27 protein-coding genes are annotated in these 25,380 nt (G+C 46.7%); 6 read left to right on the top strand and 21 right to left on the bottom strand.

The genetic code is table 11. The annotated features are described in order from the left end of the window. Positions 1 to 121: 121 nt before the first annotated feature. Complete coding sequence (gene ylbJ, locus ACKTRM_RS07570) at positions 122 to 1,348, top strand: sporulation integral membrane protein YlbJ (protein WP_012117492.1); 1,227 nt, start codon at positions 122 to 124, stop codon at positions 1,346 to 1,348. An 18-nt stretch (positions 1,349 to 1,366) separates the two neighbouring features. On the opposite strand, the gene coaD is transcribed toward ylbJ, so the two are convergent. The 8 genes from coaD to ACKTRM_RS07530 form a co-directional block, all read right to left on the bottom strand. Further along, the gene (coaD, locus tag ACKTRM_RS07565) at positions 1,367 to 1,849 is read right to left on the bottom strand and encodes a pantetheine-phosphate adenylyltransferase (protein ID WP_007409694.1); all 483 of its coding nucleotides are present in this window, start codon (positions 1,847 to 1,849) and stop codon (positions 1,367 to 1,369) included. 4 nt (positions 1,850 to 1,853) lie between these two features. Next, complete coding sequence (gene rsmD / locus ACKTRM_RS07560; RefSeq protein ID WP_007409693.1) at positions 1,854 to 2,408, bottom strand: 16S rRNA (guanine(966)-N(2))-methyltransferase RsmD; 555 nt, start codon at positions 2,406 to 2,408, stop codon at positions 1,854 to 1,856. A gap of 299 nt (positions 2,409 to 2,707) precedes the next feature. Next, on the bottom strand, positions 2,708 to 2,980 hold the full coding sequence (locus tag ACKTRM_RS07555) for a YlbG family protein (protein ID WP_003154470.1): 273 nt from the start codon (positions 2,978 to 2,980) through the stop codon (positions 2,708 to 2,710). Between the two features lie 58 nt (positions 2,981 to 3,038). Next, positions 3,039 to 3,488, bottom strand: coding sequence for a YlbF family regulator (locus tag ACKTRM_RS07550; RefSeq protein ID WP_003154472.1), 450 nt, complete (start codon positions 3,486 to 3,488; stop codon positions 3,039 to 3,041). A 70-nt stretch (positions 3,489 to 3,558) separates the two neighbouring features. After that, positions 3,559 to 3,798 carry a YlbE-like family protein gene (locus ACKTRM_RS07545; RefSeq protein WP_003154475.1) on the bottom strand — a complete coding sequence of 80 codons (240 nt, stop codon included), beginning with the start codon at positions 3,796 to 3,798 and terminating at the stop codon, positions 3,559 to 3,561. A 15-nt stretch (positions 3,799 to 3,813) separates the two neighbouring features. Then, positions 3,814 to 4,224, bottom strand: a complete 411-nt coding sequence (locus ACKTRM_RS07540) for a YlbD family protein (protein ID WP_012117491.1) — start codon at positions 4,222 to 4,224, stop codon at positions 3,814 to 3,816. Positions 4,225 to 4,399: 175 nt separating this feature from the next. After that, complete coding sequence (locus ACKTRM_RS07535; protein WP_007409690.1) at positions 4,400 to 5,440, bottom strand: CAP domain-containing protein; 1,041 nt, start codon at positions 5,438 to 5,440, stop codon at positions 4,400 to 4,402. An 84-nt stretch (positions 5,441 to 5,524) separates the two neighbouring features. After that, complete coding sequence (locus ACKTRM_RS07530) at positions 5,525 to 5,968, bottom strand: CBS domain-containing protein (protein WP_003154478.1); 444 nt, start codon at positions 5,966 to 5,968, stop codon at positions 5,525 to 5,527. A 140-nt stretch (positions 5,969 to 6,108) separates the two neighbouring features. On the opposite strand from ACKTRM_RS07530, the gene ACKTRM_RS07525 reads away from it, so the two are divergent. Then, complete coding sequence (locus ACKTRM_RS07525) at positions 6,109 to 6,468, top strand: YugN family protein (RefSeq protein WP_012117490.1); 360 nt, start codon at positions 6,109 to 6,111, stop codon at positions 6,466 to 6,468. Positions 6,469 to 6,502: 34 nt separating this feature from the next. Here ACKTRM_RS07525 and ctaG read toward each other — a convergent pair whose 3' ends face one another. The 6 genes from ctaG to cyoE all read right to left on the bottom strand — a co-directional run bounded on the left by ctaG (position 6,503) and on the right by cyoE (position 12,475). Beyond that, the gene (ctaG, locus tag ACKTRM_RS07520; RefSeq protein WP_023356881.1) at positions 6,503 to 7,387 is read right to left on the bottom strand and encodes a cytochrome c oxidase assembly factor CtaG; all 885 of its coding nucleotides are present in this window, start codon (positions 7,385 to 7,387) and stop codon (positions 6,503 to 6,505) included. Positions 7,388 to 7,411: 24 nt separating this feature from the next. Beyond that, on the bottom strand, positions 7,412 to 7,744 hold the full coding sequence (ctaF, locus tag ACKTRM_RS07515) for a cytochrome c oxidase subunit IVB (RefSeq protein ID WP_007409686.1): 333 nt from the start codon (positions 7,742 to 7,744) through the stop codon (positions 7,412 to 7,414). A 2-nt stretch (positions 7,745 to 7,746) separates the two neighbouring features. Further along, positions 7,747 to 8,370: a cytochrome c oxidase subunit III gene (gene ctaE, locus ACKTRM_RS07510; RefSeq protein WP_003154482.1), complete on the bottom strand. Its 624-nt coding sequence runs from the start codon at positions 8,368 to 8,370 to the stop codon at positions 7,747 to 7,749. Further along, positions 8,370 to 10,238, bottom strand: coding sequence for a cytochrome c oxidase subunit I (gene ctaD, locus ACKTRM_RS07505; protein WP_007611227.1), 1,869 nt, complete (start codon positions 10,236 to 10,238; stop codon positions 8,370 to 8,372). The genes ctaE and ctaD overlap by 1 nt, the downstream gene beginning before the upstream one ends. Positions 10,239 to 10,269: 31 nt before the next feature. Continuing rightward, positions 10,270 to 11,340 (bottom strand): cytochrome c oxidase subunit II, encoded by a 1,071-nt coding sequence (gene coxB, locus ACKTRM_RS07500; protein ID WP_003154484.1) that lies wholly within the window; start codon positions 11,338 to 11,340, stop codon positions 10,270 to 10,272. Between the two features lie 217 nt (positions 11,341 to 11,557). Then, on the bottom strand, positions 11,558 to 12,475 hold the full coding sequence (gene cyoE, locus ACKTRM_RS07495; RefSeq protein ID WP_003154486.1) for a heme o synthase: 918 nt from the start codon (positions 12,473 to 12,475) through the stop codon (positions 11,558 to 11,560). Between the two features lie 343 nt (positions 12,476 to 12,818). Here cyoE and ctaA point away from each other — a divergent pair, with 343 nt between their 5' ends. Next, the gene (ctaA, locus tag ACKTRM_RS07490; protein WP_007611205.1) at positions 12,819 to 13,745 is read left to right on the top strand and encodes a heme A synthase CtaA; all 927 of its coding nucleotides are present in this window, start codon (positions 12,819 to 12,821) and stop codon (positions 13,743 to 13,745) included. A gap of 97 nt (positions 13,746 to 13,842) precedes the next feature. On the opposite strand, the gene pyc is transcribed toward ctaA, so the two are convergent. The 4 genes from pyc to glsA all read right to left on the bottom strand — a co-directional run bounded on the left by pyc (position 13,843) and on the right by glsA (position 20,100). Continuing rightward, positions 13,843 to 17,289: a pyruvate carboxylase gene (gene pyc / locus ACKTRM_RS07485; protein ID WP_012117488.1), complete on the bottom strand. Its 3,447-nt coding sequence runs from the start codon at positions 17,287 to 17,289 to the stop codon at positions 13,843 to 13,845. Positions 17,290 to 17,364: 75 nt separating this feature from the next. Next, a complete protein-coding gene (locus ACKTRM_RS07480; RefSeq protein WP_007409682.1) occupies positions 17,365 to 18,576 on the bottom strand; it encodes an FtsW/RodA/SpoVE family cell cycle protein in 1,212 nt (403 codons plus the stop codon). A 205-nt stretch (positions 18,577 to 18,781) separates the two neighbouring features. Continuing rightward, a complete protein-coding gene (locus ACKTRM_RS07475; RefSeq protein ID WP_003154494.1) occupies positions 18,782 to 19,063 on the bottom strand; it encodes a YlaN family protein in 282 nt (93 codons plus the stop codon). 107 nt (positions 19,064 to 19,170) lie between these two features. After that, positions 19,171 to 20,100 carry a glutaminase A gene (glsA, locus tag ACKTRM_RS07470; protein WP_012117487.1) on the bottom strand — a complete coding sequence of 310 codons (930 nt, stop codon included), beginning with the start codon at positions 20,098 to 20,100 and terminating at the stop codon, positions 19,171 to 19,173. Between the two features lie 103 nt (positions 20,101 to 20,203). On the opposite strand from glsA, the gene ACKTRM_RS07465 reads away from it, so the two are divergent. Next, a complete protein-coding gene (locus ACKTRM_RS07465; RefSeq protein ID WP_012117486.1) occupies positions 20,204 to 20,680 on the top strand; it encodes a hypothetical protein in 477 nt (158 codons plus the stop codon). On the opposite strand, the gene ACKTRM_RS07460 is transcribed toward ACKTRM_RS07465, so the two are convergent. After that, positions 20,675 to 22,003: a PhoH family protein gene (locus tag ACKTRM_RS07460; RefSeq protein WP_012117485.1), complete on the bottom strand. Its 1,329-nt coding sequence runs from the start codon at positions 22,001 to 22,003 to the stop codon at positions 20,675 to 20,677. The genes ACKTRM_RS07465 and ACKTRM_RS07460 overlap by 6 nt on opposite strands. A gap of 154 nt (positions 22,004 to 22,157) precedes the next feature. Between ACKTRM_RS07460 and ACKTRM_RS07455 the strand changes: the two genes are divergently transcribed. Both ACKTRM_RS07455 and ACKTRM_RS07450 read left to right on the top strand, forming a co-directional pair. Continuing rightward, positions 22,158 to 22,781 (top strand): YhcN/YlaJ family sporulation lipoprotein, encoded by a 624-nt coding sequence (locus tag ACKTRM_RS07455; RefSeq protein ID WP_012117484.1) that lies wholly within the window; start codon positions 22,158 to 22,160, stop codon positions 22,779 to 22,781. A gap of 102 nt (positions 22,782 to 22,883) precedes the next feature. Continuing rightward, entirely contained in the window at positions 22,884 to 23,093 is a 210-nt protein-coding gene (locus ACKTRM_RS07450) for a YlaI family protein (protein ID WP_007409677.1), read from the top strand. Between the two features lie 42 nt (positions 23,094 to 23,135). Here ACKTRM_RS07450 and ACKTRM_RS07445 read toward each other — a convergent pair whose 3' ends face one another. Both ACKTRM_RS07445 and typA read right to left on the bottom strand, forming a co-directional pair. After that, a complete protein-coding gene (locus tag ACKTRM_RS07445) occupies positions 23,136 to 23,456 on the bottom strand; it encodes a YlaH-like family protein (RefSeq protein ID WP_007611192.1) in 321 nt (106 codons plus the stop codon). A gap of 56 nt (positions 23,457 to 23,512) precedes the next feature. Beyond that, positions 23,513 to 25,351 (bottom strand): translational GTPase TypA, encoded by a 1,839-nt coding sequence (typA, locus tag ACKTRM_RS07440; RefSeq protein ID WP_007409675.1) that lies wholly within the window; start codon positions 25,349 to 25,351, stop codon positions 23,513 to 23,515. Positions 25,352 to 25,380: the final 29 nt, after the last annotated feature.

The raw sequence follows: 25,380 nt of genomic DNA, 5'->3' as shown, positions 1-25,380 counted from the left end.
CTATGCTCGTATATTAGTACAGGATGACAAATAGGTACTTGCCCGGCCGCCTTTAAGGTCTGTTCTATATTTTATCATGATATAAATGTCAGTGTGCAATTTTAGCATCGGGGAGGTAAGAATGAATTTGTCTAAGTTTCATACATTTTTGATTTCATTGTTTTTCATTTTTTTGACGGCTACGGTTATTTCACACCCTCAGGCCTCATTCGAAGCCTCCAAAACCGGTCTTTCCATGTGGTGGGAGGTAGTTTTTCCTTCATTGCTTCCGTTTTTTATTCTATCTGAGCTTTTAATAGGATTCGGCATTGTCAAGTTTGTCGGCCTTTTACTCGAACCCTTTATGCGTCCCATTTTCAGAGTGCCGGGGGTCGGCGGATTTGTACTGGCTATGGGCATGGCTTCAGGCAATCCGGCCGGCGCGAAGCTGACTGCACGGCTGCGCCAGGATAAACAAATCTCCAGAGTAGAGGCTGAACGCCTCGTCTCTTTTACCAATTCATCCAATCCGTTATTTATATTCGCTGCTGTGGCAGTCGGCTTTTTTCATAACGCGTCTCTCGGCATTCTGCTGGCATCGGCTCACTATCTCGGAAACATCGCCGTCGGCCTGACGATGCGTTCATACGGACGGAAAGAAGAAGCGGCGTATACCGGTAAAAAGACGATCGCTCTCCCTTCTCTGAAGGAAGCATTTCTGGCCCTCCACAAGGCGCGGCTTTCGGAAAAGCGGCCGCTCGGAAAAATTTTGGGCGACGCCGTCACCTCTTCTGTACAAACCTTGCTGATGGTGGGCGGTTTTATTATATTGTTTTCGGTTTTCAGCCGGTTATTATCAATCGTACAAGTCATGGATGTGCTTTCTGTATTTACAAACGCGCTGCTTTCGCTTTTTCATCTTCCGGCAAATCTGGACATCCCTCTTATCAGCGGAATGTTTGAAATTACACTTGGGAGCAAGCTGGTCAGTGAAGCTGATGCCGCCTTGCTGCCGAAAGCCATGATTGTGAGTTTTATTCTCGGGTTCAGCGGCCTTTCCGTACAGGCCCAGGTAGCCGGCATTTTATCGGAAACAGATATCCGCTTTAAACCGTTTTTCGCGGCGCGTATCCTTCAGGGCATTTATGCCGCACTCTTTATTCTCTTACTGTGGAAGCCGCTTTACCTTGCATTGGACGAACCTTACCAGTCCGTATTCCTCCCTTTCCGCGATCAGGAAGCGGTATCTGCTGCCGTCAGCGGCTGGAATACACTTGTTGAAACCGGGCCCGCCATCACGCTGACAGCTCTCGCCGTATACGCATTGATTTATTGTTACAGGCTGTCAGCACGGACAAAAAAAGGATGAGACGCCAATCAGCGCTTCTCATCCTTTAAATTTCTGCATCAGCGCCTGTTCAACTTCCGGAGGAACAAACTCTGAAACAGGCCCGTTATATTTTGCGACTTCTTTTACGATGCTTGAACTTAAAAAAGAGTACTGATTGTTCGTCATCATAAAAAAAGTTTCTATTGATTCGTCGAGCACGCGGTTGACGGAAGTCCCCTGCATCTCATATTCGAAGTCAGAAACGGCTCTGAGCCCCCTGATAATCGCCTTCGCCCGCTTTTTTTTCGCATAGTCGATTAACAGTCCCTGTGACGTCTCGACCGTAACATTCGGTATGTCTTTTGTCACTTCTCTTAACAGCTCACATCGTTCCTCAACTGTAAACAGCGGCTGCTTAGAAGAATTATTGAGCACGCATACGTACACCTGCTCAAACACGTTTGCCCCCCGTCTGATAATGTCCAGATGTCCGTAGGTGACGGGATCAAAACTTCCGGGACATACAGCTATACTTGCCACATCATTACCCCCTATTTCGGTATATCGTCACTCCTGTAAGCCCGTAAATTTCCCTTCTTGTTACAGAAAGCGCGCCGACGGCTTCAGGAAGCGCAACGGCTTTATCATGCTCGGCTACGACAAAACCGTCTTCATTCAGCATGTTCTGTTCATCAATCATTTCGATAAGCGCTTTCAGCTTTTGTTCCTTATACGGAGGATCTAAGAAAATTCCGTCAAAACCTTTTTCCCGTTTCGCCGCGGCATAGAGGGCCCGCTCTGCATCATTGCGGTATACTTCCGCTGAAGACAGCAGATCAAGCGCTTTGATATTCGCTTTTACCGTTTGGATGGCTTTGAAATCACGATCCACAAAGATACAGCGGTCAAATCCGCGCGACAGCGCTTCAATCCCGAGACCGCCGCTCCCCGCAAACAAATCAAGCCCCGTTCCTCCGTCAAAATACGGGCCGATCATATTAAAAATAGACTCTTTTACTTTATCCGTCGTCGGCCTTGTTGATGTGCCCGGCACAGCCTTTAAGGCTCGTCCTTTTCTTGAACCGGAAATTACTCTCATTATTCACACCACTTTTTCTGAAAACTTTGATGTTACTCATCGGCTGAGCCGTTATGTATCAAAACAATCCCTATCTTATCATAAAGCATTCTTTCAAACAATGAACGTGAAAAACGTGTATACATATTCACATTCCTGTCAAGACTACGTGTAACAGCATCAATGAATGATGTTGTTGCCAACCGCGGAGAAGACTTACGTTTCCCCATAAGTTCTTCCTCCGGTTTCTCCTCTCCCTTTTCCTTCTCCTTAACTTGTTAAGGAATAGAAGGACCCCGCAGGTATCTGCGGGGATTTTTTTATATACCGACTTTGTAATCGTACTCTTTCGCCTTATCAAGCTTTGATTCAAATTCCAGCTTTAAAAAAGGTTTATAAGAAGGCTCTACCTTCTTCACATAAGAATAAGAAGAAATCTTTTCCATTGTTTTTTCGATTAGGTCCATATCGCAATACAGCACAACGTATTTCAGCCGCTTGGAAACATAATGAACGTTGCCGAATTTTCTCAGCATTTTGCTGTGTTTTAAGGAATGCAGATATACGATTATGCCTTGGCGCTTATTTTCCATCATGATCACCCGCCTGACTTTCTGTTCATTTTATGTAAAAGACGAGACGGCCGTCTCGTCAGGAAACTTTGCATCCGCAGCCGCCGCCGGAACCGCACCCGCCGCCGCAGGATGACAGGCCGTCAAAATAAGGATTCCCCGTCGGCACTTTTACATGCTCCGAGACGGCCGTTCCGAGTTCAATGCTGATCTCGTCAAGCAGCGACTGAAGCTCAGTCTCCGCTTTTTTAAATTCGGCCACCTTATCGTTTAAATCCAGTTCCCGCTTCATTTCTCTCATTTTGCGGGAAATCTCTCTATAATCAGGATGGTATTTGCCAAAGCGCTGCACATCCTCATACTGCTCTTTAACGCTCATAAAAGAACGAATGATCCGCCCTGCCTCTTCATCTTCACGGAGACGCTTGTAACAATCGCGGTAATTTTCAGCCGTCTCAGACTGCAGAATCATGCCGGCAAGCTGCTCCGCTTCACTTTGAAGCTTGACGGACTCAATTGTTGCATACATAAATACGCACCTCCAGTTGCTAGTTTACCATGAAACCACCCAATTGGAAAATGCGGCGTTTAAACGCTTTTTAATCCTGTGAACGCATGGCGTGAACCATCTGCATCATCATCTGCGCCATTTGAATCCCGTTTGAGAATTGGCTTACCCGATGCGGTATCGTCTTTTCATAAAAATTCATCATGTCAAGCTGAAAAGAATTGAGATCGTCCGGTTTTCTCGCAAGTCTGCGGTACCAGACGGGGCGCTGCCGTATAAACCGTTTCCGTTCCTCATCTGCGGATATGAATTCCTGAACCTCTTTTCGCATACACGATCCCCTTCTTTAATCCTTTCTGAACGAAAAAGGATGTTGTCCGGATCCTTGCCGGGGCTGCTTCGTGCTGCTCCCCGAAAATTGGCTTAAAAGGCTTTGCAATGATGAAATGGATTGGCTCATTTTATTGATCTGCTCATTCATTTGGTTGATATCCATCTTTTTGACGGCAGTGACCATTTTTGAAACGAAATCGTTTTTTTCAGCTGGTTCCTTTTTGGTTTCCGCGTCGGAAGAAGGCTGAACGGCCTCGTCTTTAAAAGGGTTCCATATCGGATCATCCTCGCCCAGAAGAACCCAATTTTCATAGACTTCCTGCCAGCTTCTTTGTTCCTTGCGAACATTTTGGATCAGTTTGGGATGCTTTTTTACGAATTGTTTAAAATCATCGATTGATTGCCGTGATTGCTGATTCGCCACAATTCTCACCCCCTCCGAAAAGTTTTGCCTGCTATAATGTATCGGTTCATGCGCCTTAATGTTCGCCTAAATTGCGAAAAAAAGCAGGTATATATAAAAATTGTTTTTTTCGCCAGAAGCACCGCTCGCGAAAAAACATAAAAAAACCGCGGGGGACGCGCCCCTCTGCGGTTTTTTACTGCCAAGGCTTAATGAAGTTTTGCGTATAATACTTCTGATCAACGCCGACACCGAGGTGCGTATAATCCGGGCTTAACAGCGCCTTTCTGTGGCCTTCGCTGTTCAGCCAGCCCTCCACGGCTGCAGGACCGTCCACATAGTTGTAGGCAATATTTTCACCGGCCTCCCGGTATTTCACATCGCCTTTTTCCAAGCGGTCCTTCAGAGTCCCGTATTTCTTTGAGACGTGAGAGAAATACTTGTTATCCTTCATGTCCTTGCTGTGGCCGAATGCCACTTTTGCGGCGCCTTCGTCCCATTTCAGCCTTGCAAGTCCGTGTTTTACGCGGATGACATTTGTAATATCGAGAATCTGCTGCTCACTCGCTCGTTCAATGTCGTTCCATTTTTTATCAGAAACAGGCTCGGGTTCTGTCAGCTTTCCTCTGTACATGACCTCATACGGCCTTTGTTTCACAAGTGTTTCCGCATCAAATGCCCTGATGCTTGACAGATTCCCGTCAAATTTGTCCATGTACAGCTGAACATACATTCCGCCTATCTTGACGGTGGGACGGGTATTGATATCTTCTTCAGAAAACTCGAACCGATACGTGTTTCCCTTGTCAGTCACATTGACAAAAGGAGAAACCTGCGTCGTTTTAAAAACTTCGCCCGTCGATTCGCCGATCTTAAACGGTTTTGCGTTGATGCCGCTTCCCGAAGCGTATAAAGTCACGGCTTTATCATTCAAAATACCGACTTGTACGTATTGGTCTTTCCCCTGGTTGTACACCCACCACTCGTAATCGTAGGCAGAAGGATCTTTCCGGGACGGTTCCCCAAGTTTCTTTTTCACATCGGCGGCAGATTTCCCCATGAGAGAAAGCAGTCCGGATGACGGCATTTTCAGCCGTTTTCCGCTCTCTTCTTCATTGGAAACCTGAGGCTCCTCCTGATCCGTCTTTTTCTGAGGAGCCGATCCATATTGTATAAACAGAACATACGCTCCGTAAATAAGCAAAAGGATAACGAGAGCCCTTGCGATATTTTTCAACCTCTCACCCCCATATGTTCAAACCGTTCTGTTTTTGTTTACTCTTTTACAGTACAGCCTATTTGCATCGTCCGTGATTTATGTTTAATGGATAAACCCCTCCGGACCGCCGTCTTCAGAAATGTCAGACAGCGCCCGGCCTGCTTGCTCATTTGATTGCTCGGCCAACGAAAGATCTCCGAGCGTAACAATGCCGACCAATTTTTTATCCCTTGTGACGGGAATTCTTCTGAGCTGATGTTCAGCCATCAAATGGAGCACCTCCTCCACAGAGGCGTCTTCTTCTGCACTGATAACCCGCTCTGTCATTGCGTCGGTTATTTTTTGAGAGTTCGGCTTTTTTGAAGCAATTCCCCGTAATACGAGATCTCTGTCTGTCACGATCCCGACAAGTGTGGCGCCGTCTTCATCCACTATCGGAATGGCGCCGACATCTGCGTCTTTCATCTTCACCGCAGCTTCATATACATTATCTAATACTGTACAATATTGCAAGTCTGACGTCATGAGCTTATTGATCTTTGTCATTGCGGAATTCCTCCTTTTTTCTGCTACTATTGTCGTCAAATTTTTCTTTTTGCATACTTTCACCGTATGAATCATTGAAAGTGTAACGCTTTCATACTATGATTGTCAGGAAAGGGCATTTTTAAAAGGAGGGGGAAGGTTTGAAGTTTGAAAACAGCGGTCTTGAAGGGGTAACAGCGGAGCTCAGCCGCTTGAATGATCTGATGGAAGGTAAAGGGCTCATTCTGGCTGGACAATGGGATTATGAAAGAGTGACTTACGACAAAAAGTTTTCAGTACCTGAGGGGACATTTTATCTGCGGATTCAAGGAACGGCAAAAGAGGGCGATGTCGGCGGCAGCCGGGCCGTAATTCAGCTGAAGGCCCCTCTTTTAGGAAAGCATTATTATCCGCACGGCGTAGAATACGGCAGCGCTGAAAAATTTCCGGAATATGTCGTCGCTGAAAGCAAAGCTTTACTGCTTGAATTGGAAGAGTCATTAAAAACAGTGCAAATGTAATAAAAAAGTACAGCATATTCTGCTGTACTTTTTTTCATGAGACGGTATGCTCGATATACGGCGGCTCTGACATCGTATCTTTTTCCCGTTCCGTTCTGACCCACTGAAAAAAGATGACAGCCAAATATGTTCCGTAGACCGCCTCTTGAATGATTTTCATCAGCACTGCCCCAAGCTGCTGATCTTCCAGAGGAGGGAGCGTGTTAAACATCTCCGGTCCGGATAAAGGGATCTCCTCCAGCAAATCTAAAGGAACGCAAAGCTTCATTGCTTCGGCCCAAGCCGCCGGATCTGTATACGTGGCATACATGGGCGCCCCGCTGAACATAATGAGCGCGCAGGCCGGCGTTAACAAAATCCCGTCTGCCATAATATACCCCAGCTTCATTAAACCGCTGAGACGGGGCAGACCGTCCACCTTATGCACAAGCGGCCACCACATAAAAAACGCCGTTACAAAGATGAGTCCGTTCATCAGCGTGTGATACAGCGAAGCCGTTTTGACGAAATCAAATATAAACGGGATGTGATACAGTGAAAAAATACCGTTAAACAGCACTAATGCGATAAGCGGCATTGAAAAGAACGAAAACAGCGGCTTTACGACAGGACGGAAGATCAGTTTTTTCCATGCCCAGCCGGGAATTCCGGAAATCAACAGCGGCGGTACGACTAAAAACAGAACCGCCATCTGCGTCATATGGGCGCTGAACATCACATGGCCCAATAAATCAACCGGACTTCCCGCAGCCGCGTAAAAAAATAGCGCGGAAAGCACAAACAGCACCTTCTCCTTAGCGGACACACGTCCTTTATGCCGGCTGCACCAGTAAAAGTAAACACCTGTTATCACGGCAGTTATACAAAACAGATACGGGCTCCACATTGCGCGAAACCCGAACATTTCCAAATTAATCAAATCTCTCACTCCCCGCCGTCCCGATTACCACCAAATAATCGTGACAAATGCAAGCACGGTGATAAACGCGACAAATATTCCCGAATACAGAAATAATGACGGCGCTTCATGCCCCTTCTGGCTCATATGCATAAAGTAAAACAGCTGAAAGATGACCTGGATGACCGCAAGCAGGATCAGAAACGGCATCGTAAACCATCCGGCAATGCCGTCAGCAGCCACCGTCAAAAACGCGACAAGCGTAAGGCCGATCATCAAACCGAAGGATATGACCTGATATTTCATCTCCTCGGCATTTTTCTTTTTTCGATATTCGAGATCCGTACTGACAGTCCCTCTGTTTTTGTTATCGTCCATCGTTATCCCACCATCCCCATCAAATATACAACGGTAAAGATAAAGACCCACACGACATCGATAAAATGCCAATATAAGCTGGCCACATAATATTTCGGCGCATTATAAAGGCTGAGCCCTCTTTTTGCATTCCGGATCATCAGCGCGCTGATCCACAACAGCCCGAACGCCACGTGTGCTCCGTGTGTGCCGACGAGCGTGTAAAACGCTGAGCCGAGCGCAGAGCTTGTAATGGTAAAGCCGAATTCGTGAGTGTAATGCATAAATTCATAGATTTCTACCCCTAAAAATCCTGCTCCCAATAAAACGGTAACCAAAAGCCACACCTGCATTTTTTTAAAGGAGAAATTTTTCATATGATACATCGCATACACACTCGTTAAGCTGCTCGTTAAAAGAAGCATCGTCGCGATAAATACGATCGGCAGCTCAAACATCTCAGCTGTTGACGGCCCTCCGGCTTTAGATTCCCGTAAAGCAAGGAATGTTGCAAATAGCGAGGCGAACAGAACCGTTTCCCCGCCGAGAAACAGCCAAAATCCCAAAAACTTATTTTTCCCTTCCAGCGTTGCTTTTTCAGGAGAAGCCGGAAAGGTTTCAGCCGTCATTTTTTCCTGCAGCTGCATTACGCCTTCACCCCTTTATCATCATTCGGCAGATCTTCTTTGTGAATATGATAGCCGTAATCATCGACCACAGAGCGAAGCAGCATGGTAAAGAATGTGATGCCGAGCCCTATGAAGATAACCGGAAGCCCCCATGAATAATCGGAGTGGTATAAAAACCCGAACGCTGCGACAAACAGCCCGAAAGATATGATAAACGGCATGATGGATCCGTTCGGCATATGAATGTCCTCTACAGGCTCTGCAGGCGCCATCCCTTCATTTCCGGCCTGCTTTTCAATCCACAGCGGGTCAAGTCCCCGGACAAACGGAAGCTGTTTAAAATTATATTCCGGCGGCGGCGAAGAAACCGCCCATTCAAGCGTACGACCGTCCAGCCACGGGTCGTTCCCGACGTATTTCCCCTTTATTGAGGTATAAATAATATTGACGACGAGTAAAGCAGCCGCGCCCGCCATGAAAAACGCGCCGATTGAACTGATCAGGTTGCCGGTATCAAGCCCCTGGCCGGGCAGATATGTGTAAACGCGCCGCGGCATTCCCATCAAACCGAGGAAATGCTGAATGAAGAAGGTAAGATGAAACCCGATAAAAAATAAGACGAACGAAATTTTCCCCATCGTTTCATGAAGCACCTTCCCGAACATTTTCGGCCACCAGAAATGCACCCCCGCCAGGATGCCGAACACAACGCCGCCGATAATGACATAGTGGAAATGCGCTACGACAAAATACGTATCGTGGAACTGATAATCTGCCGCTGCGGCCGCCAGCATGACACCCGTGACTCCTCCGAGTACGAAAGAAGGAATAAAGGCGACGGCATACAGCATAGGCGTCGTGAATTTGACATTTCCTCCCCAGATGGTCAAAAGCCAGTTGAAAATTTTAATGCCCGTAGGCACCGCGATCGCCATCGTCGCAACCGCAAATATCGCATTAGCGATCGGTCCGAGTCCCGTCGTAAACATATGGTGAACCCAAACCATGAACCCGAGAAAGCCGATCAGCACGATCGCAAAGACCATAGACGAATAACCGAACAGACGTTTCCTCGCAAATACGGGAATGATTTCTGAAAAAATCCCAAAGGCGGGAAGAATTAAAATGTATACTTCCGGATGCCCGAAAATCCAAAACAGATGCTCCCAGATTATCGTATTGCCGCCCAATTCAGGATTAAAGAAATTCGTTCCGAACAAACGATCCAGCATCATCAGCGCCAAACCGACGGTGAGCGGAGGAAATGCGAATAAAATGAGTGCCGACGCCACAAATGTCGTCCACGTAAACAGCGGCAGTCTCATATACGTCAAACCCGGCGCCCTCATATTAATAATCGTGGCGAGAAAGTTGATCCCCGCAATCAGCGTACCTAAGCCTGATATTTGCAGGCCGAGCACGAAAAAGTCTATGCCGTGCCCTTTCGAATTCAGCGCAAGCGACGCGTACGACGTCCAGCCTGCATCAGGAGCGCCTCCTAAAAACCAGCTCAGATTCAAAAAGATGCCTCCGAAGAAAAACAGCCAAAATCCGAGCGCATTCAGAAATGGGAACGATACGTCACGCGCCCCGATCTGAAGCGGCACAACCGCGTTCATCAGCCCGAATAACAGCGGCATCGCCGCCAGGAAGATCATTGTCGTGCCGTGCATCGTCATAATTTCATTAAACTGCTGAGCACCCATAAAATCGTTCCCCGGCCTCAAGAGCTGAATCCTGATAAGCATGGCCTCAAGTCCGCCGACGACGAAGAAAAATCCCCCGGCGATCATATATAAAATCGCGATTTTCTTATGGTCAACCGTCGTCAAATAATCCCAAAGCAAAGAGCTTTTTCTTTGCTGTCCTGTAAGCGTATTCATCATTTACGACCTCCCCCCTGATATCTCCCTGTCCTCACTTGTTCTCCGCTTTCAGCCCTTTTAAATATTCATACAGCGCATCCGTTTCAGCGTCCGAGAGCTTCGGATAAGTGCCTGTCATTTTATTGCCCGGTTTAATGCTGTCCGGATTTTTCAGCCAGGCTTTTATATTCTCTTTATTCGCATCCTTAATGCCGGCCACTTTGACCCGTTCACCGAAGGTAGCGAGGTTCGGAGCCGTTCTTGCCGCTTCAGCCCGTTTATCATTGGGCTCAACCGCATGACAGCTCAGGCAGTTTTTTTCCTTAAACAGCTCTTCTCCTTGCGCGGCTAAACCGGAGTCTGTTGTATGCTTATAATTTTTCATCGCTTTCGTCCATTGTTTAAATTCTTTTGACGGCAGCGGTTTCACTTTGAAATCCATCAGCGCATGTGAAGGTCCGCACAGCTCTGCGCATTTCCCGAAGAAATATTCTCCCGCTTCTTTGCTGCGTTTAGAATCGAAGGTCAGAAAGAAAGTATTGTCATTATCCGTATTTGTATCGATTTTTCCCCCGGCTGACGGAATCCAGAAAGAGTGTTTCACATCTGAGGACTTCAGCTTGAAATAGACGCGTTCATCTGTGGGAACGATCAGCTCCTGACTTGTCACAAACCCGTAATCAGGATACTCGAATTCCCACCAGTATAAATTCGCCCTTACATTAATCACGAGCGCATCCTCTGCTTTACGGTTTTTCTTATCCATCGGCGACGTATCCGCCAGCGCCAATGTATCGATGACAACCGGAATGACAAGAATAATCAGAAGCAGGATCGGAATAACGGTCCAGGTGATTTCTAAAAAACGGTTCCCCTCCACCTGTTTCGGTATCGTGTCTTCCCCTATACGCGACCGTCTGAATCTCACAATGACGTAAAAGAAAATAACTGCTACGACCGCAACGACGACAACCATGATAAGTGTGCTGAGCACCGTCAGATCATATTGTTTATCAGCCACTTCGCCGGCAGGCTTGAGTGTGGACAGAAACGGTTTTCCACAGCCGCTCAATAAAAGCGGCACTAAGGCTAATAATGATAAAAGACGCCAACGCTTTAACATTTCACCCAACCCCTTTTTTGAATCAGTACGAGATGCACAAGCAGTAAAACTGCTTCCAGCCGAAATACTTCATTTCCTCATTTCTTAAAATATGAGATTTTTTACTTAAAATTCCATCTATGTATAAAAGCAAAGCCGCCTGATTAAACAAAAGGTCAAGGCGGCGTTTACTAGTTGTCATTGTTTGTTTTGGCGATCAAACAAGCTCATTATTCAATTAAAACAGCGTGAAGACCACCATCGCTACAAAATAAATGGTCATGTAATTAAGCGAATAGACAAACATAAGAGTTGCCCACTTCATGATGTTTTTCATGCGGAATCCCATCAGTCCGAGAACAAGCCATCCGACATTCAGCAAAGTGCCGAGAATGACGATCGGAAGACCGAGACTGCCGAGGAAAAACGGCAGCGGCAGCAGGCATGCGACCCAGACGATAATCTGTCTTTTCGTCACTTCAAAGCCGTGCACTACCGGAAGCATCGGAATATTCGCTGCTCTGTAATCTTCCGTCTTTTTAATCGCAAGCGCTAAAAAGTGCGGAATCTGCCAGATGAATAAAATCATGAATAAAACCCACGCGACAACACCGATGTGCCCTTCAACCGCTGTCCAGCCGATTAACGGCGGCACGGCGCCTGATACACTTCCGACAACCGTATTAATCGTATAACGGCGTTTGGTCCACATTGTATAAAGAACAACGTACGTAAACACGCCGATAAAACCGATGACTGCTGCCATCACGGTGGTCATCAAAAGCATGATAAGTCCTAAAGCAATGAGTAAAATTCCTGACCACAGCGCTTGATTCGGCTGAATCTTTCCGGTTACCGTCGGTCTTACTTTCGTGCGTTCCATTAAATGATCAATATCACGGTCGTAATAGTTGTTAACCGCACAAGAACCGGCGATGATCAAAGAAGATCCTATTAATGTAAGAAGCACGGTGTTTAAATTGCCTAAAAAACTCAGACCGGATATATGTAACGCAAGCCACATGCCGGTAAAAGTCGTAATTAAATTCGAATTGACGATTCCTATTTTAATAAGCGAAAGGAAATCCTTCCATGCCGTCGTCTCTTCAATCTGTCCGTCTATAGCTGTATCGTTTAAAATTCTGGAATTAGCCATAACGTAAACCTCCCTTACAAACCTAAAGCAGGTTTTTTAAGACCTGCAACTCTATCATACAAGATAATGACCTGTAAAAAAACATCCTCTTAAATATTAAACGAGAAACAGGAATTTATTTGTGAACTTTTTATGAATTTTACCAAATCCGCCGGTTTCATAATAAAGCGGTTACTTTATTTCTATCAGACCCATCTGGAATAATCAACCCCATTATCTAAGAAGTCCTGATTCTATTATATTTTTGTGAACAAACAGAATTGAGAATTGCCACAAAACACATATTCGCTTACACTTGGTACGTATATCATTTTGTCCAGTTTGTTAAGAAGGTGAATGTAAAATGAATAAAGCTTTGAAAGCGCTCGGCGTGCTGACGACATTCGTTATGCTCGTCGTGCTGATCGGCGGCGCTCTTGTCACAAAGACAGGATCGGGTCTCGGATGCGGAAGGCAGTGGCCGCTTTGCCACGGCCGGTTTTTCCCGGAGCTTAACGCCGCTTCTATCATTGAATGGAGCCACAGACTCGCAAGCGGTGTCTCAATCGTTCTCGTGCTGAGTCTCGCTTTTTGGGCATGGAGAAAAGTCACGCCTGTTTTCCGTGAAACAACCTTTCTCGCCATTATGTCCATTATCTTTTTATTTTTACAGGCGCTTCTCGGCGCATTAGCGGTTGTTTTCGGATCAAATGCGCTCGTTATGGCGCTTCATTTCGGCATATCGCTGATTTCTTTCGCTTCTGTTCTGATTTTGACGCTGCTCATATTCGAAGCTGATAAATCAGACAAAAAGCTCGTCAAGCCGCTCAGAATCGGCAGAAAAATGCAGTTTCATATGATCGGTCTTTCGATTTACACGTATATCGTCGTTTATACGGGGGCTTATGTACGCCATACGAAATCAAGCCTTGCCTGCCCTGACGTTCCGCTTTGCAGCAGGCTGAATCACGGGCTTCCGTCTCATTTTCAGGAATGGGTGCAGATGGGCCACAGAACGGCAGCGCTGCTTCTGTTCGTATGGATTCTTGTCGCTTTTGCGCATGCGGTGCGCTCCTACAAAGATCAAAAACAGATTCTTGGGGGCTGGATAGCGGCTCTTGCCTTTGTTGTATTACAGGCGCTCTCCGGAATCATGGTTGTTTATTCAGAAATGGCCACCGGCTTTGCACTTGCCCATTCGCTCTTTATTGCCGGCCTGTTTGGCGTCTTATGCTATTTCTTATTATTAATCGCCCGCTTCCGCTATGAATCAAAACAGCGGAACATCTGAGGCACATGAAAAGGCCGGAGCATTAGAGCTTCGGCCTTTTTACATATAAAAAACCTGATCGCACACGGGGGCGGATCAGGTTTTTTATGTTCATTTTTTACGCTTTTTCAATTTCGATCAGTAAATCGCCTGTCTGAATCGGTTCACCGTTTTTCACATGAATCTGCTGTATCGTCCCGGAGAACGGCGCCTGTACCGTCGTCTCCATTTTCATCGCTTCATTAATCATCAGATGATCGCCTTTATTCACCTTTGCCCCGGTTTCCGTTAACAATTTAATGACAGTTCCCGGCATGGATGCCGCAATGTGGCTTGGGTTTGTCCGATCTGCTTTTAATTTTTCCTGTACGGACGATTTAATGCTTTCATCTTTAATGACCACCTCGCGCGGCTGGCCGTTCAATTCGAAATAAACGACACGTGTCGCATCTGGCTGCGGTTCACCGATAGATACAAGCTTCACGATCAGCGTTTTTCCGCGCTCGATTTCCACTTCGATTTCTTCACCGAGTGTCATGCCGTAGAAGAAAGTCGGTGTGTCTAATACGGAAATATCACCGAAGCGTTCTGCTGTTTTAACATATTCAGTAAACACCTTCGGATAAAGAGCATACGCGATTGCGTCCTGATCACTCAATTCCATCTGATGTGTTTCTTTCCATTCTTCTTTAATGGCTTCAAAAGATACCGGTTCAAGCAGCTCACCCGGTCTTACCGTGATCGGCGTCTGTCCTTTCAGAACGAGCTTTTGCAGTTTTTCCGGGAATCCGCCGTGCGGCTGGCCGATCTGCCCTTTAAAGAGCTCAACGACTGAATCCGGAAAATCAAGCGTTTCGCCTTTATCATAAACATCTTGTTCTGTTAAATTGTTTTGCACCATGTAAAGCGCCATATCTCCGACGACTTTGGAAGAAGGTGTTACTTTCACGACGTCGCCGAACATGCGGTTGACGACGCTGTACATGTCTTTCACCTCATTCCAGCGATCACCGAGGCCGACTCCTTTTGCCTGCTGCTGCAGATTGCTGTACTGGCCGCCCGGCATTTCATGATTATAAATCTCAGTATGCGGAGACTTCATCCCGCTTTCAAATTCACTGTAATACTGACGGACGGATTCCCAGTATTGCGACAGTCTTTCCACCTGCCGGACATCCATTTCAGGACGGCGGCTGTTTCCTTCAAGGGCATGATAAAATCCGCTTGCGCTCGGCTGTGAAGTCAGACCCGCCATTGAGCTGACGGCGACATCCACGATGTCCACACCCGCTTCAACAGCTTTGGCATAGAGAAAGACGCCATTGCCGCTCGTATCATGCGTGTGAAGATGAACGGGAATATCAATCGTTTCCTTCAGCGCTGAGACAAGTTCGTATGCGGCTTGGGGTTTCAAAAGACCGGCCATGTCTTTAATGCCGAGAATGTGGGCACCAGACGCCTCAAGCTCTTTCGCCATAGAAAGATAATATTGCAAATCATATTTCGTCCGGGTCTTATCAAGAATATCTCCCGTGTAACAAATCGCAGCCTCCGCCACTTTTCCGGTTTCACGGACGGCATCGATGGCCAGCGTCATCCCTTTTACCCAGTTCAGGCTGTCAAAGATCCGGAATACGTCAATACCTGACTCCGCTGACTGCCGGACAAATTTTTGGATGACATTGTCCGGATAGTTTGTATAACCGACGGCATTTGATGAACGAAGCAGCATCTGGAACAATGTGTTCGGCACTTCCTTGCGGAGATCTTCAAGGCGTTTCCAAGGGTCTTCTTTTAAGAAACGGTACGCTACATCAAATGTCGCGCCTCCCCACATTTCAAGGCTGAACAGTTCAGGCCACAGGGCAGCCGTAGGATTCGCGATTTTTTTCAAATCATTGGATCTGATCCGGGTTGCAAGCAGAGACTGATGGGCATCCCTGAACGTTGTATCGGTCAGGAGCACGGATTTTTGCTCTTTCACCCAGTCTGCAAGCCCCTCAGCGCCTCTTTCATCAAGGATCTGTTTCGTACCGCTTGCCGGCTTTTCGCCGATACCTAACGTAACGGTCTGAGGCTTATCAAATGCAGGTTTTTCTTTTTTCCCGATTCCCGGAAAACCGTTCACCGTGACATTGCCGATATAGGAAAGCATTTTTGTTCCGCGGTCCTTCTGTTTTGGGAAAACAAACAGCTCAGGCGTTGTGTCGATAAACGATGTGTCATATTGGCCCGTCAGGAATTTTTCATGCTTTGCCACGTTTTCAAGAAATGGAATATTGGTCTTAATGCCCCTGATCCTGAATTCCTGCAGGTTGCGGACCATTTTTGCTGATGCCTGTTCAAACGTCAGCGCCCATGTCGACAGCTTGACGAGCAGTGAATCATAGTAAGGCGTGATGACGGCGCCCTGGAAGCTGTTTCCTGTATCAAGGCGGACGCCGAAGCCGCCGCCTGAGCGGTAAGCCATAATTTTACCCGTGTCAGGCATAAAGTCATTCAGAGGATCTTCAGTGGTCACACGTGATTGTATCGCATACCCGTTTGTAAAAATGTCTTTCTGCTCAGGGATATTGACGGCACGGCTGTGGAGTCCGTAGCCCTGAGCGACGAGGATTTGCGTCTGAACGATATCAACCCCCGTTATCATTTCCGTAATCGTATGCTCCACTTGCACGCGCGGGTTCACTTCAATAAAGTAAAATTCACCGCCCGCTACGAGAAATTCCACGGTCCCCGCGTTGATATAGCCGACATTTTTCGCAAGCGCCACAGCCGCTTCACAGATTTCGTCCCTTAATTCAGGCTGCAAAGATACACTCGGCGCCACCTCAATGACCTTTTGATGGCGTCTCTGAACGGAACAGTCCCGCTCATACAGATGGACGACATTGCCTTCTTTATCTCCGATCACCTGAACTTCAATATGCTTAGGATTTTCGATCAGTTTTTCAACATACACTTCATCGTTTCCGAATGCGGCTTTCGCTTCTGATTTGGCCCGCTCAAACGATTCTTTCAATTCGCTTTCGCTTCGGACGATTCTCATTCCGCGGCCTCCGCCTCCGAGCGATGCTTTAATAATAAACGGAAATCCGTGGACTTTTGCGAATTGTTCGACATCTTTTAATGTTTCAGCCGGTCCGTCACTCCCCGGAATAACGGGGATGCCGGCTTTTTCTGCCTGCTCCCTCGCCTTTACCTTATCTCCGAACATATCCAAATGCGCTGACGTCGGTCCGATAAATACGATGCCCTCTTCTTCGCAGCGTCTCGCAAATTGGATATTTTCAGAGAGAAATCCGTAGCCCGGATGAATGGCATCAACGCCGTTTCTTTTGGCGATCTCAATAATCCCTTCAATATCAAGATACGCATCAATCGGTTTTTTGCCTTCTCCCACAAGATAAGCTTCATCCGCTTTATAGCGATGATAGGAGCCCGAATCTTCTTTTGAATAAACGGCTACCGTTCTGATGTTCAATTCTGTGCACGCCCGGAAAATCCGGATCGCAATTTCTCCCCTGTTTGCTACTAACACTTTTTGGATGGATTGTTGTGACAAACTTTTCTCCCCCTTGGCCTAATAAATATGTAGTTTATAATAAAGGAATATCCGTCCTGTGTATACACTTGTTTTTTAGAGATACACAGATTTTTCCGTCTGCCGTCTTTTTACCCCCTTAGACGGAACGGGCTCCCTCTTTTTCTTCTTTTCTGAGTACTTGACATGCATGCTGACATTCACCAATATACCGGCGCTCATTAATAACAACAACATTGATGAGCCCCCGTAGCTGATAAACGGCAGCGGAACACCTGTGATCGGAATTAAACCGCTGACACCGCCGAGATTGATAAAGGTCTGTATCGCAATCATGCTGGATATCCCGATTGCCAAAAGGCTCCCGAACGGATCTTCACATTTTCTCGCAATATAAAAACCTTTTAACACGACAAAAGCCAGCAGCACAATGACAAACAGCACGCCGAAAATGCCGAGCTCCTCTGAAATAACCGCCATAATAAAGTCTGTATGCGATTCAGGCAGATAACCGTATTTTTGAATGCCTTCTCCAAGACCGAGACCGAAAAAACCTCCTGAGCCGATCGCATAATACGAATTTATAATCTGCAGGCCTGATGTGCTGGCGTATTTAAATGGATTTTCAAGGCTTTCAAACCGGCTCATACGCCCGGGTGTCAAAATATCGTCCCATTTCAGATAGATGATCGGGCTGACAAGGAGCAATACGATTCCCGCCATGAGCACCAGCCTGAGCAGGGTCCTTCCGCTGAATCCCGAACACATAATGACGCAAAACGCGATCAGACCGATAATCATCGCCGTTCCGAAGTCGGGCTGAATGGCGATAAGCGCACAAATGACTACGGTGACGATCACCGGCGGTGCAACCCCCGTCAAAAGCTGATCGATATAGCTTTGTTTCTTTGCGTATACCGCGGCAAGGTACAGTATCAGAGTCAGCTTGACAAATTCCCCCGGCTGAATGGCCATTCCGCCGATTTTAAACCAGCTTTGCGCGTTTCCGGCAACATGTCCGAAAACAAACAGCGCGCAAAGCGCAGCCACTGACGCAAGCAGTATGAATTTCTGAATCTTTTGATGGGCGAACACTTTGTACGGAAAAACGGCCGCGATGATAAACAGCACAAACCCCGCGATGACGGCGAACAGCTGCCGTTTAAAGAAATAGTCGCTGCTCACGCCGTAACGCATAACGGCGGTGATCATACTTGAGCTGTATACCATTACCAATCCGAAACTGCACAGCAGAATGATAGCGCATATCAATGAATAATCGTAAGATTTTAACATTCTTTTAAACATAACATCCTCTTTCCTGCTTAAAGCTTACGTTTAATACCTATAGCGTATTATATTTTACTATAATTCATAAACAATTTACGCAGTTTCTTTATAGTTTTTCGGATGAAATGCAGATTAAGAGACCGTCTTACGAAAAGAAGATGCAAAAAAAACGGTTTACGGTTATAAAAAAACCCAAACCGTTGAATAGTTTGAGTTTGATCATTTATTTTCCTGTAAACGCGTCATGCAAAGCAGACAGTTCTCTTTCAAGTCTGTCCAGCAGCTCTTTGCCGTCGTTTTCGTCAACTAATCCCAGGCGGACAGCAAAATCGATTTCCCTCGACAGTCCGAACATCTGAGTATCCAAGACCTCTTCATACAGAGGACATTGAGGCATCGTTAAGTTATCCATTTGTACTCGGATCAGCTTCAAAATCTTCTCAGCATCTAACTTCAACAGCTCGAATGCTTTCTGCTGATGGTCAACTATAATCTCTGAAGCCAAAAGTATCCCTCCGTTCCCCAGGCGAGTACCTAATTCTTCTATTTATCATAAAGGGTATCAGATGAAATTGCAAGAGAATTTAAGCAGATGTTATGATAAAAAATGTTTCAAAAAATACTCAGCCTGTATTTCTCAGACATGATTTCCAAAAGCTTCACACCCGCGATGCTGTTGCCTTTTTCATCAAGCGCCGGGCCGAATATACCGATTCCGAAGTTGTACGGCGAAATGCCCATGATCCCTCCCGAAACGCCGCTTTTAGCGGGAATGCCGACCTTAATCGCGAATTCCCCGCTCGCATTGTACATGCCGCATGTCACCATAAACGTCTTGCAGATTCTCGCCACATCTTTTTTAATGACCTGCTCCCCGGTTTCCGGATGCTTGCCGTCAAGGGCGAATACGCAGCCGATTTTGGCTAAGTCCAGACTGCTCATCTTAATCGCGCACTGTTTTGTATACAGATCCATGACCTCTTCTACATCGCCTTCAAAAATGTCATACTGCTTCATGTAATAACACATGGCCCGATTAATCATGGATGAACTGAATTCCGATTCCGCGACATGTCTGCAATATGTAATGTCCTGATTATTCGCAAGTCTTCTGATAAATCCGAGCAGGTAATCCAGGCGGTCTTTCGGCGAATGCCCTTTAATGAAACCCGTAACGACGAGAGCGCCCGCATTAATCATCGGATTTAAAGGCTTGCCCGGATTCACTGTTTCAAGCTTAATCATGGAATTAAACGGGTCGCCGGTCGGCTCCTGACCCACGCAGCTGAACACCTTTTCCTTTCCGTAATCCATCAGTACGAGCGCCAGAGAAAGCACTTTCGAAATGCTCTGCAGCGTAAATGTCCGGTCGGCGTCTCCTGCCGTCAGACATGTATTTTCCGCATGATAAATTGTGACCGAAAGGCTGTCTTGTTCAGATTCAGCCAGAGCCGGAATATAGTCTGCCACTTTGCCTTCTTCGGTTCTTTTTTTCGCTTCCTGAACTAATGCGTCCAGCTCTTGGTAATGCCGGCATACCATGTCGATCATCCTCACTTCGCTGCCGTTTTATACATCTAATTTGCGACGCAAAGTGACAATTCATGCGAAAACTTTTATACTTTAAGTAAAGGGGGGCTTCACCATGAGCGTTATTCAAGTAAAAGGCAATGTTACATACCCGATTACAATTGATCCGAGTGTCTGGATTTTCGATGACCGCAAGTTTCCGTTTGAAAAAAATCAGCCCGTTCATCCGGACGGCTCTGCAGAAACCCAGGAGCATACGCTTGATCCGGAACGGGTGATCAGAGAAGGGCGCATTTCGCCGCCGACTTTAAAAAGCGAAAAACGTTATGAAAAAGAAAGACTGATGAACGGCAGCTTCGCCATGAAGCTCGGCGCTGTTTTAGCAAATGCCGAGCCGAAAGAAAGCGCTGTCCTGTGCGCATTTATTTCAAAATCAGAAAGAACCGAAGTGGCGCTCGAAAAGGCGATGGACGCAATCGCGCATTTCAGCGATGCGGGGAAACCCCTTCAAGACGGCGGACCGGTCCATTTTTACGTGGACGGCGACTTTGAAAAACCGATAACGGGCGTCACAGAAATCGAAGTTTTATAACAAATCGGCGGCAAGCTGTGCAAGGCCGGATCTCTCACCTTTCACAAGCTTCACGCTGCCGGAGACGGTTTGTTCTTTAAACCGTTCTACCACATAAGCAAGTCCGTTGTTTAAACTGTCTAAGTATGGGTGATCTATTTGCTCCGGATCGCCCATCAGGACAATTTTGCTGCCCTCTCCCACCCGAGTCAAAAGCGTTTTGACCTCGTGCCTCGTCAAATTCTGAGCCTCATCAATAATAATAAACTGATCCGGAATGCTTCTCCCCCGAATGTATGTCAGCGCCTCCACCTGAATCGATCCGATTCCTGCCAAAATCGCTTCAAGTTCACCCGGCTTTTTCGCATTGAATAAAAATTCAAGATTATCAAAGATCGGCTGCATCCACGGCTTGAGCTTTTCCTCTTTTTCGCCAGGCAAATATCCGATATCCTTTCCCACCGGGACGATGGGACGCGCGACGATCAGTTTTTTATAAATACCGAGATCCTCCGTCTGCAGAAGCCCTGCCGCGAGAGCAAGCAAGGTTTTTCCCGTTCCCGCTTTTCCGATCAGGGTGACGAGCGGGATATCTTCCCTCAGCAGGAGTTCAAGCGCCATTGTCTGCTGGACGTTCTTCGGCCTGATTCCCCATACGTGCTCATCATCGAAAACGAGTCTTTTTACGGTCTCGCCTTTCTTATCTGTCATGCCGACCGCAGACGAAGATCCTCCTAATTCATCTTTCATCAGCACAAATTGATTCGGATAAACCTGATGCCGCTGAAGCTCCTTGACTGAAATTTGTTTGTCTTTATAAAACGAGGCAAACCGCTCTTTATTCATAAATATATCTTTGTACCCGCTATATATTTCATCATGGTCAACGACTCTGTCGTTTAAAAAGTCCTCCGCCAAAAGCCCGATGGCATCCGCCTTTACCCTGACAAGCACATCTTTGCTGACCAGGATGACGAGGCGGCCGTTTTCTTTCGTTTCCTCCTCAAGGCTTAAATTTTTTGCCACCGCCAAAATGCGGTTATCATTCGTTTTTTCGATAAAAATTTCTTGGAGCTGGTGAAATGACCGGTGGTTCAGTTCAATTCTGAGCGTTCCTCCGCTTTCAAGCGGAACTTTCTCGTGCAGCCTTCCTTTCTCCCTGAGCCCGTCTATCAGCTTAGATACGTGCCTCGCATTTCTCCCGACCTCGTCCATATACCGCTTTTTTGAATCGACCTCTTCCAGCACGACGGCGGGGATGACAACTTCGTTTTCTTCAAAGGAAAAAATGGCGTTAGGATCCTGCAAAAGTACATTCGTATCTAACACGTAAATTTTACTCAAGTCTCAGCCTCCTGAAATAAGGATCAAAGCCCATCGTGTGCTTCTCTTTCCGCGAAAAACGGGGATGCCTGCTAAAATATATGATTTGGTGAATAAAGATAGAAGGTTAATTCAACAATAAAATAAATGAAAGCATTCAAGGAGGAAATCTGACGTGCGAATTCTTTTCATTATCATACAAGCCTTGTTTATCCTTACCGGCTGCACTGCTGTACAGGACGGCCGCGGCCGCAATATTCAGAACGAATCAGCCGATCAGCGCGATGCAAAACCGATCCATGTGAAAAATACGGCTCCTGAGACAGCTGAAAATCCCGGCCGGACAGACATCGCTAAGCATCTCGTCGAGGTAACCGAAAAAATCCCCGGCATTTCAGATGCCACCGCGGTTGTACTCGGAAGATACTCCGTTGTCGGTATCGATGTGGATGACAATTTAGAAAGAAGCAAAGTGGAGAGCATTAAATACACGGTTGCCCAGGCGTTAAAAAACGATCCTTACGGCGCCAATGCCGTTGTCGTGGCTGATCCTGATACGGTTTCCCGTCTGAGAGGCATGGGCAGCGACATTAAGGCCGGCCGCCCCGTTTCAGGCATTTTGGACGAACTTGCCGCCATCGTCGGCCGTGTCATGCCGGAAGTCCCGAATGATGTGACCGACAATGAAAAAGAATCACCGACTCAATCGAATGATGATCAGCTGAACCAAAGAGACCAGAACAAGCTGCAAAACGAACAGAACGATCAATCGGATCATCATATGAAAAACCGCCGGTAAAAAGCAGCGCCCGCTCCAAAGGAAGGGCGCTGCTTTCTTTCCCTTTGGCAGGAGGGGCATCCATGTTATAATGCTTGTCATAGTGAAAGAGGTGAAAAATCAATGAGAGTAAAATGTTCCATTTGCGACAAAATCGAACAAATTGATGATGAAACACTGACAGCCAAACGCCTCCGCAATCGTCCGATTCATACATATATGTGCCGGGAATGCCATGACCGAATCAAAGTCAAAACGGAGGCGCGGCTGAATACCGGACACTTTTCCTTTCATCCCGGACAAAAAGCGAAAAAAGATAAACTGAAAAAATAAACCGAATAAAAAAATGACCCGCCGGAAGGCAAGGTCATTTTTTTATTGCGGTTTAGCTGACTGGCTTTTTTTGGACTGGTGCAGACGGATTTTGTAAACGATCAAAATCAAGGCGGCGACAACAAGCCCTTCTCCGACCGGCAGAAACACACCGAAAAAAGTCAGTACGGTGCAGCCGAGCACGAGAAAGAGATAAACTGCCGCAGCCTTCAACACCGGCAGCCGTTTGGCAAAGCCGAGTTTAAATACAATCACCGAAAGCACGACGATCGTTCCGTATAACAGCCACATTCCCGTCAGCGGATGCTCATCCACTTGGTAAAGAGCCGCAAAGAACGACAGCCGTTCACTTACTTCATTCAAAAGGATCCCCCTCCCCTTTTCCGTTCGGGTTCTACCTTTTCAAATTCTGCAAGTGATTAAGACATTCCTGCTGTTTTTTTCTTTTTCGCCGCTTTTTCACGTTCGTTTTTATTCAGGATTTTCTTTCTTAAACGGATGGATTCCGGCGTTACTTCACAGTATTCATCTTCGTTTAAGTACTCGAGTGATTCTTCAAGCGACATAATGCGCGCTTTCTTAATCGTAGTCGTTTGATCCTTCGTAGCGGAACGGACGTTTGTCTGCTGTTTCATTTTGCTGACATTGACGACAAGGTCATTGTCACGGTTATGTTCACCGACAATCATGCCTTCATATACTTCTGTCCCGGGCTCAACGAAGATGACGCCGCGGTCTTCAATACCTTGAATTCCGTAAGATGTCGCTTTTCCGTTTTCCATGGAAACGAGCACACCCTGACGTCGGCCTCCGACTTGGCCTTTTTGCATCGGCTGATAGCTGTCAAACGTGTGGTTCAGGATACCGAAACCGCGTGTCAGTGACAGAAACTCAGTAGAATAGCCGATGAGTCCGCGTGAAGGTACGGTAAAGATCAGGCGGACCTGGCCGTTTCCGTTATTAATCATATCAAGCATTTCGCCTTTTCTCGCACCCATTGATTCCATAACAGAACCGGTATGCTCTTCAGGCACGTCAATCTGCACGCGCTCAACAGGCTCGCAGCTTACGCCGTCGATTTCCTTAATGATAACTTCAGGTTTAGACACTTGAAGCTCATAGCCTTCACGGCGCATGTTTTCAATTAAAATGGACAGGTGAAGCTCACCGCGTCCTGAAACAACCCATGCGTCAGGTGATGCAGTCGGTTCGACACGAAGACTGACGTCTGTTTGAAGCTGCGCGTTCAGACGCTCTTCAATTTTGCGGGCTGTGACATATTTGCCTTCACGGCCTGCAAACGGGCTGTTGTTTACGACAAATGTCATTTGAAGCGTAGGCTCATCAATGCGCAGAACCGGCAGCGGCTCATGGTGGTCAGCCGGACAAACCGTTTCACCGACATTGATGTCTTCCATGCCCGAAACGGCAACGAGGTCTCCCGCTCTCGCTTCTTCAATTTCCACGCGTTTCAATCCTTGGAAACCGAAGATTTTCGTTACGCGGAATGATTTTACCGTTCCGTCAAGTTTCATCAATGAAACCTGCTGACCCACTTTCATCGTGCCGCGGAAAACGCGTCCGATACCGATACGGCCGACATAATCATTGTAATCAAGCAGCGCCACTTGGAATTGAAGAGGCTCTTCGGCGTTATCTACCGGGGCAGGGACATGTTCAAGAATCGTTTCATACAGTGATTCCATATTTTCGTCCTGCTTTTTCGGATCCAGACTTGCCGTTCCGTTAATCGCAGAAGCGTAGACGACAGGGAACTCAAGCTGTTGTTCGTTTGCGTCAAGCTCGATGAACAAATCAAGCACTTCATCAATGACTTCTTCCGGGCGGGCGAAATCACGGTCGATTTTGTTTACGACGACAACCGGATTTAAGTTCTGCTCAAGCGCTTTTTTCAGTACGAAACGGGTTTGCGGCATGCAGCCTTCATATGCGTCAACGACTAACAGAACGCCGTCAACCATTTTCATAATCCGTTCTACCTCTCCGCCGAAGTCGGCGTGTCCCGGAGTGTCCAAAATATTAATGCGTGTATCTTTATAGTTAATCGCAGTATTTTTCGCAAGAATTGTAATACCGCGTTCACGTTCAAGATCGTTTGAATCCATTGCGCGTTCGGCAATATTTTCGTTGGCACGGAATGTTCCGGCTTGGTGAAGCAATTGGTCTACCAAAGTCGTTTTCCCATGGTCAACGTGGGCAATAATCGCGATGTTGCGAAGATCGTTTCGAAGTTTCACATTTTCATCTCCTAAAAAAATTAGATAAC

This window comes from Bacillus sp. D7-8 (assembly GCF_052055895.1).
Classification (GTDB): Bacteria; Bacillota; Bacilli; order Bacillales; family Bacillaceae; genus Bacillus; species Bacillus velezensis.
Note: the sequence above shows the minus strand (reverse complement) of the source record. Positions and strands in the feature narration are given on the sequence as shown.

Coding starts and splice junctions, on each gene's coding strand:
- ylbJ (WP_012117492.1), top strand. CDS start 122: ATGAATTTGTCTAAGTTTCATACATTTTTGATTTCATTGTTTTTCATT.
- rsmD (WP_007409693.1), bottom strand. CDS start 2,408: ATGAGAGTAATTTCCGGTTCAAGAAAAGGACGAGCCTTAAAGGCTGTG.
- ACKTRM_RS07555 (WP_003154470.1), bottom strand. CDS start 2,980: ATGGAAAATAAGCGCCAAGGCATAATCGTATATCTGCATTCCTTAAAA.
- ACKTRM_RS07550 (WP_003154472.1), bottom strand. CDS start 3,488: ATGTATGCAACAATTGAGTCCGTCAAGCTTCAAAGTGAAGCGGAGCAG.
- ACKTRM_RS07545 (WP_003154475.1), bottom strand. CDS start 3,798: ATGCGAAAAGAGGTTCAGGAATTCATATCCGCAGATGAGGAACGGAAA.
- ACKTRM_RS07530 (WP_003154478.1), bottom strand. CDS start 5,968: ATGACAAAGATCAATAAGCTCATGACGTCAGACTTGCAATATTGTACA.
- ctaF (WP_007409686.1), bottom strand. CDS start 7,744: ATGGACGATAACAAAAACAGAGGGACTGTCAGTACGGATCTCGAATAT.
- ctaE (WP_003154482.1), bottom strand. CDS start 8,370: ATGCAGCTGCAGGAAAAAATGACGGCTGAAACCTTTCCGGCTTCTCCT.
- ctaD (WP_007611227.1), bottom strand. CDS start 10,238: ATGATGAATACGCTTACAGGACAGCAAAGAAAAAGCTCTTTGCTTTGG.
- coxB (WP_003154484.1), bottom strand. CDS start 11,340: ATGTTAAAGCGTTGGCGTCTTTTATCATTATTAGCCTTAGTGCCGCTT.
- cyoE (WP_003154486.1), bottom strand. CDS start 12,475: ATGGCTAATTCCAGAATTTTAAACGATACAGCTATAGACGGACAGATT.
- ctaA (WP_007611205.1), top strand. CDS start 12,819: ATGAATAAAGCTTTGAAAGCGCTCGGCGTGCTGACGACATTCGTTATG.
- ACKTRM_RS07480 (WP_007409682.1), bottom strand. CDS start 18,576: ATGTTTAAAAGAATGTTAAAATCTTACGATTATTCATTGATATGCGCT.
- glsA (WP_012117487.1), bottom strand. CDS start 20,100: ATGGTATGCCGGCATTACCAAGAGCTGGACGCATTAGTTCAGGAAGCG.
- ACKTRM_RS07465 (WP_012117486.1), top strand. CDS start 20,204: ATGAGCGTTATTCAAGTAAAAGGCAATGTTACATACCCGATTACAATT.
- ACKTRM_RS07450 (WP_007409677.1), top strand. CDS start 22,884: ATGAGAGTAAAATGTTCCATTTGCGACAAAATCGAACAAATTGATGAT.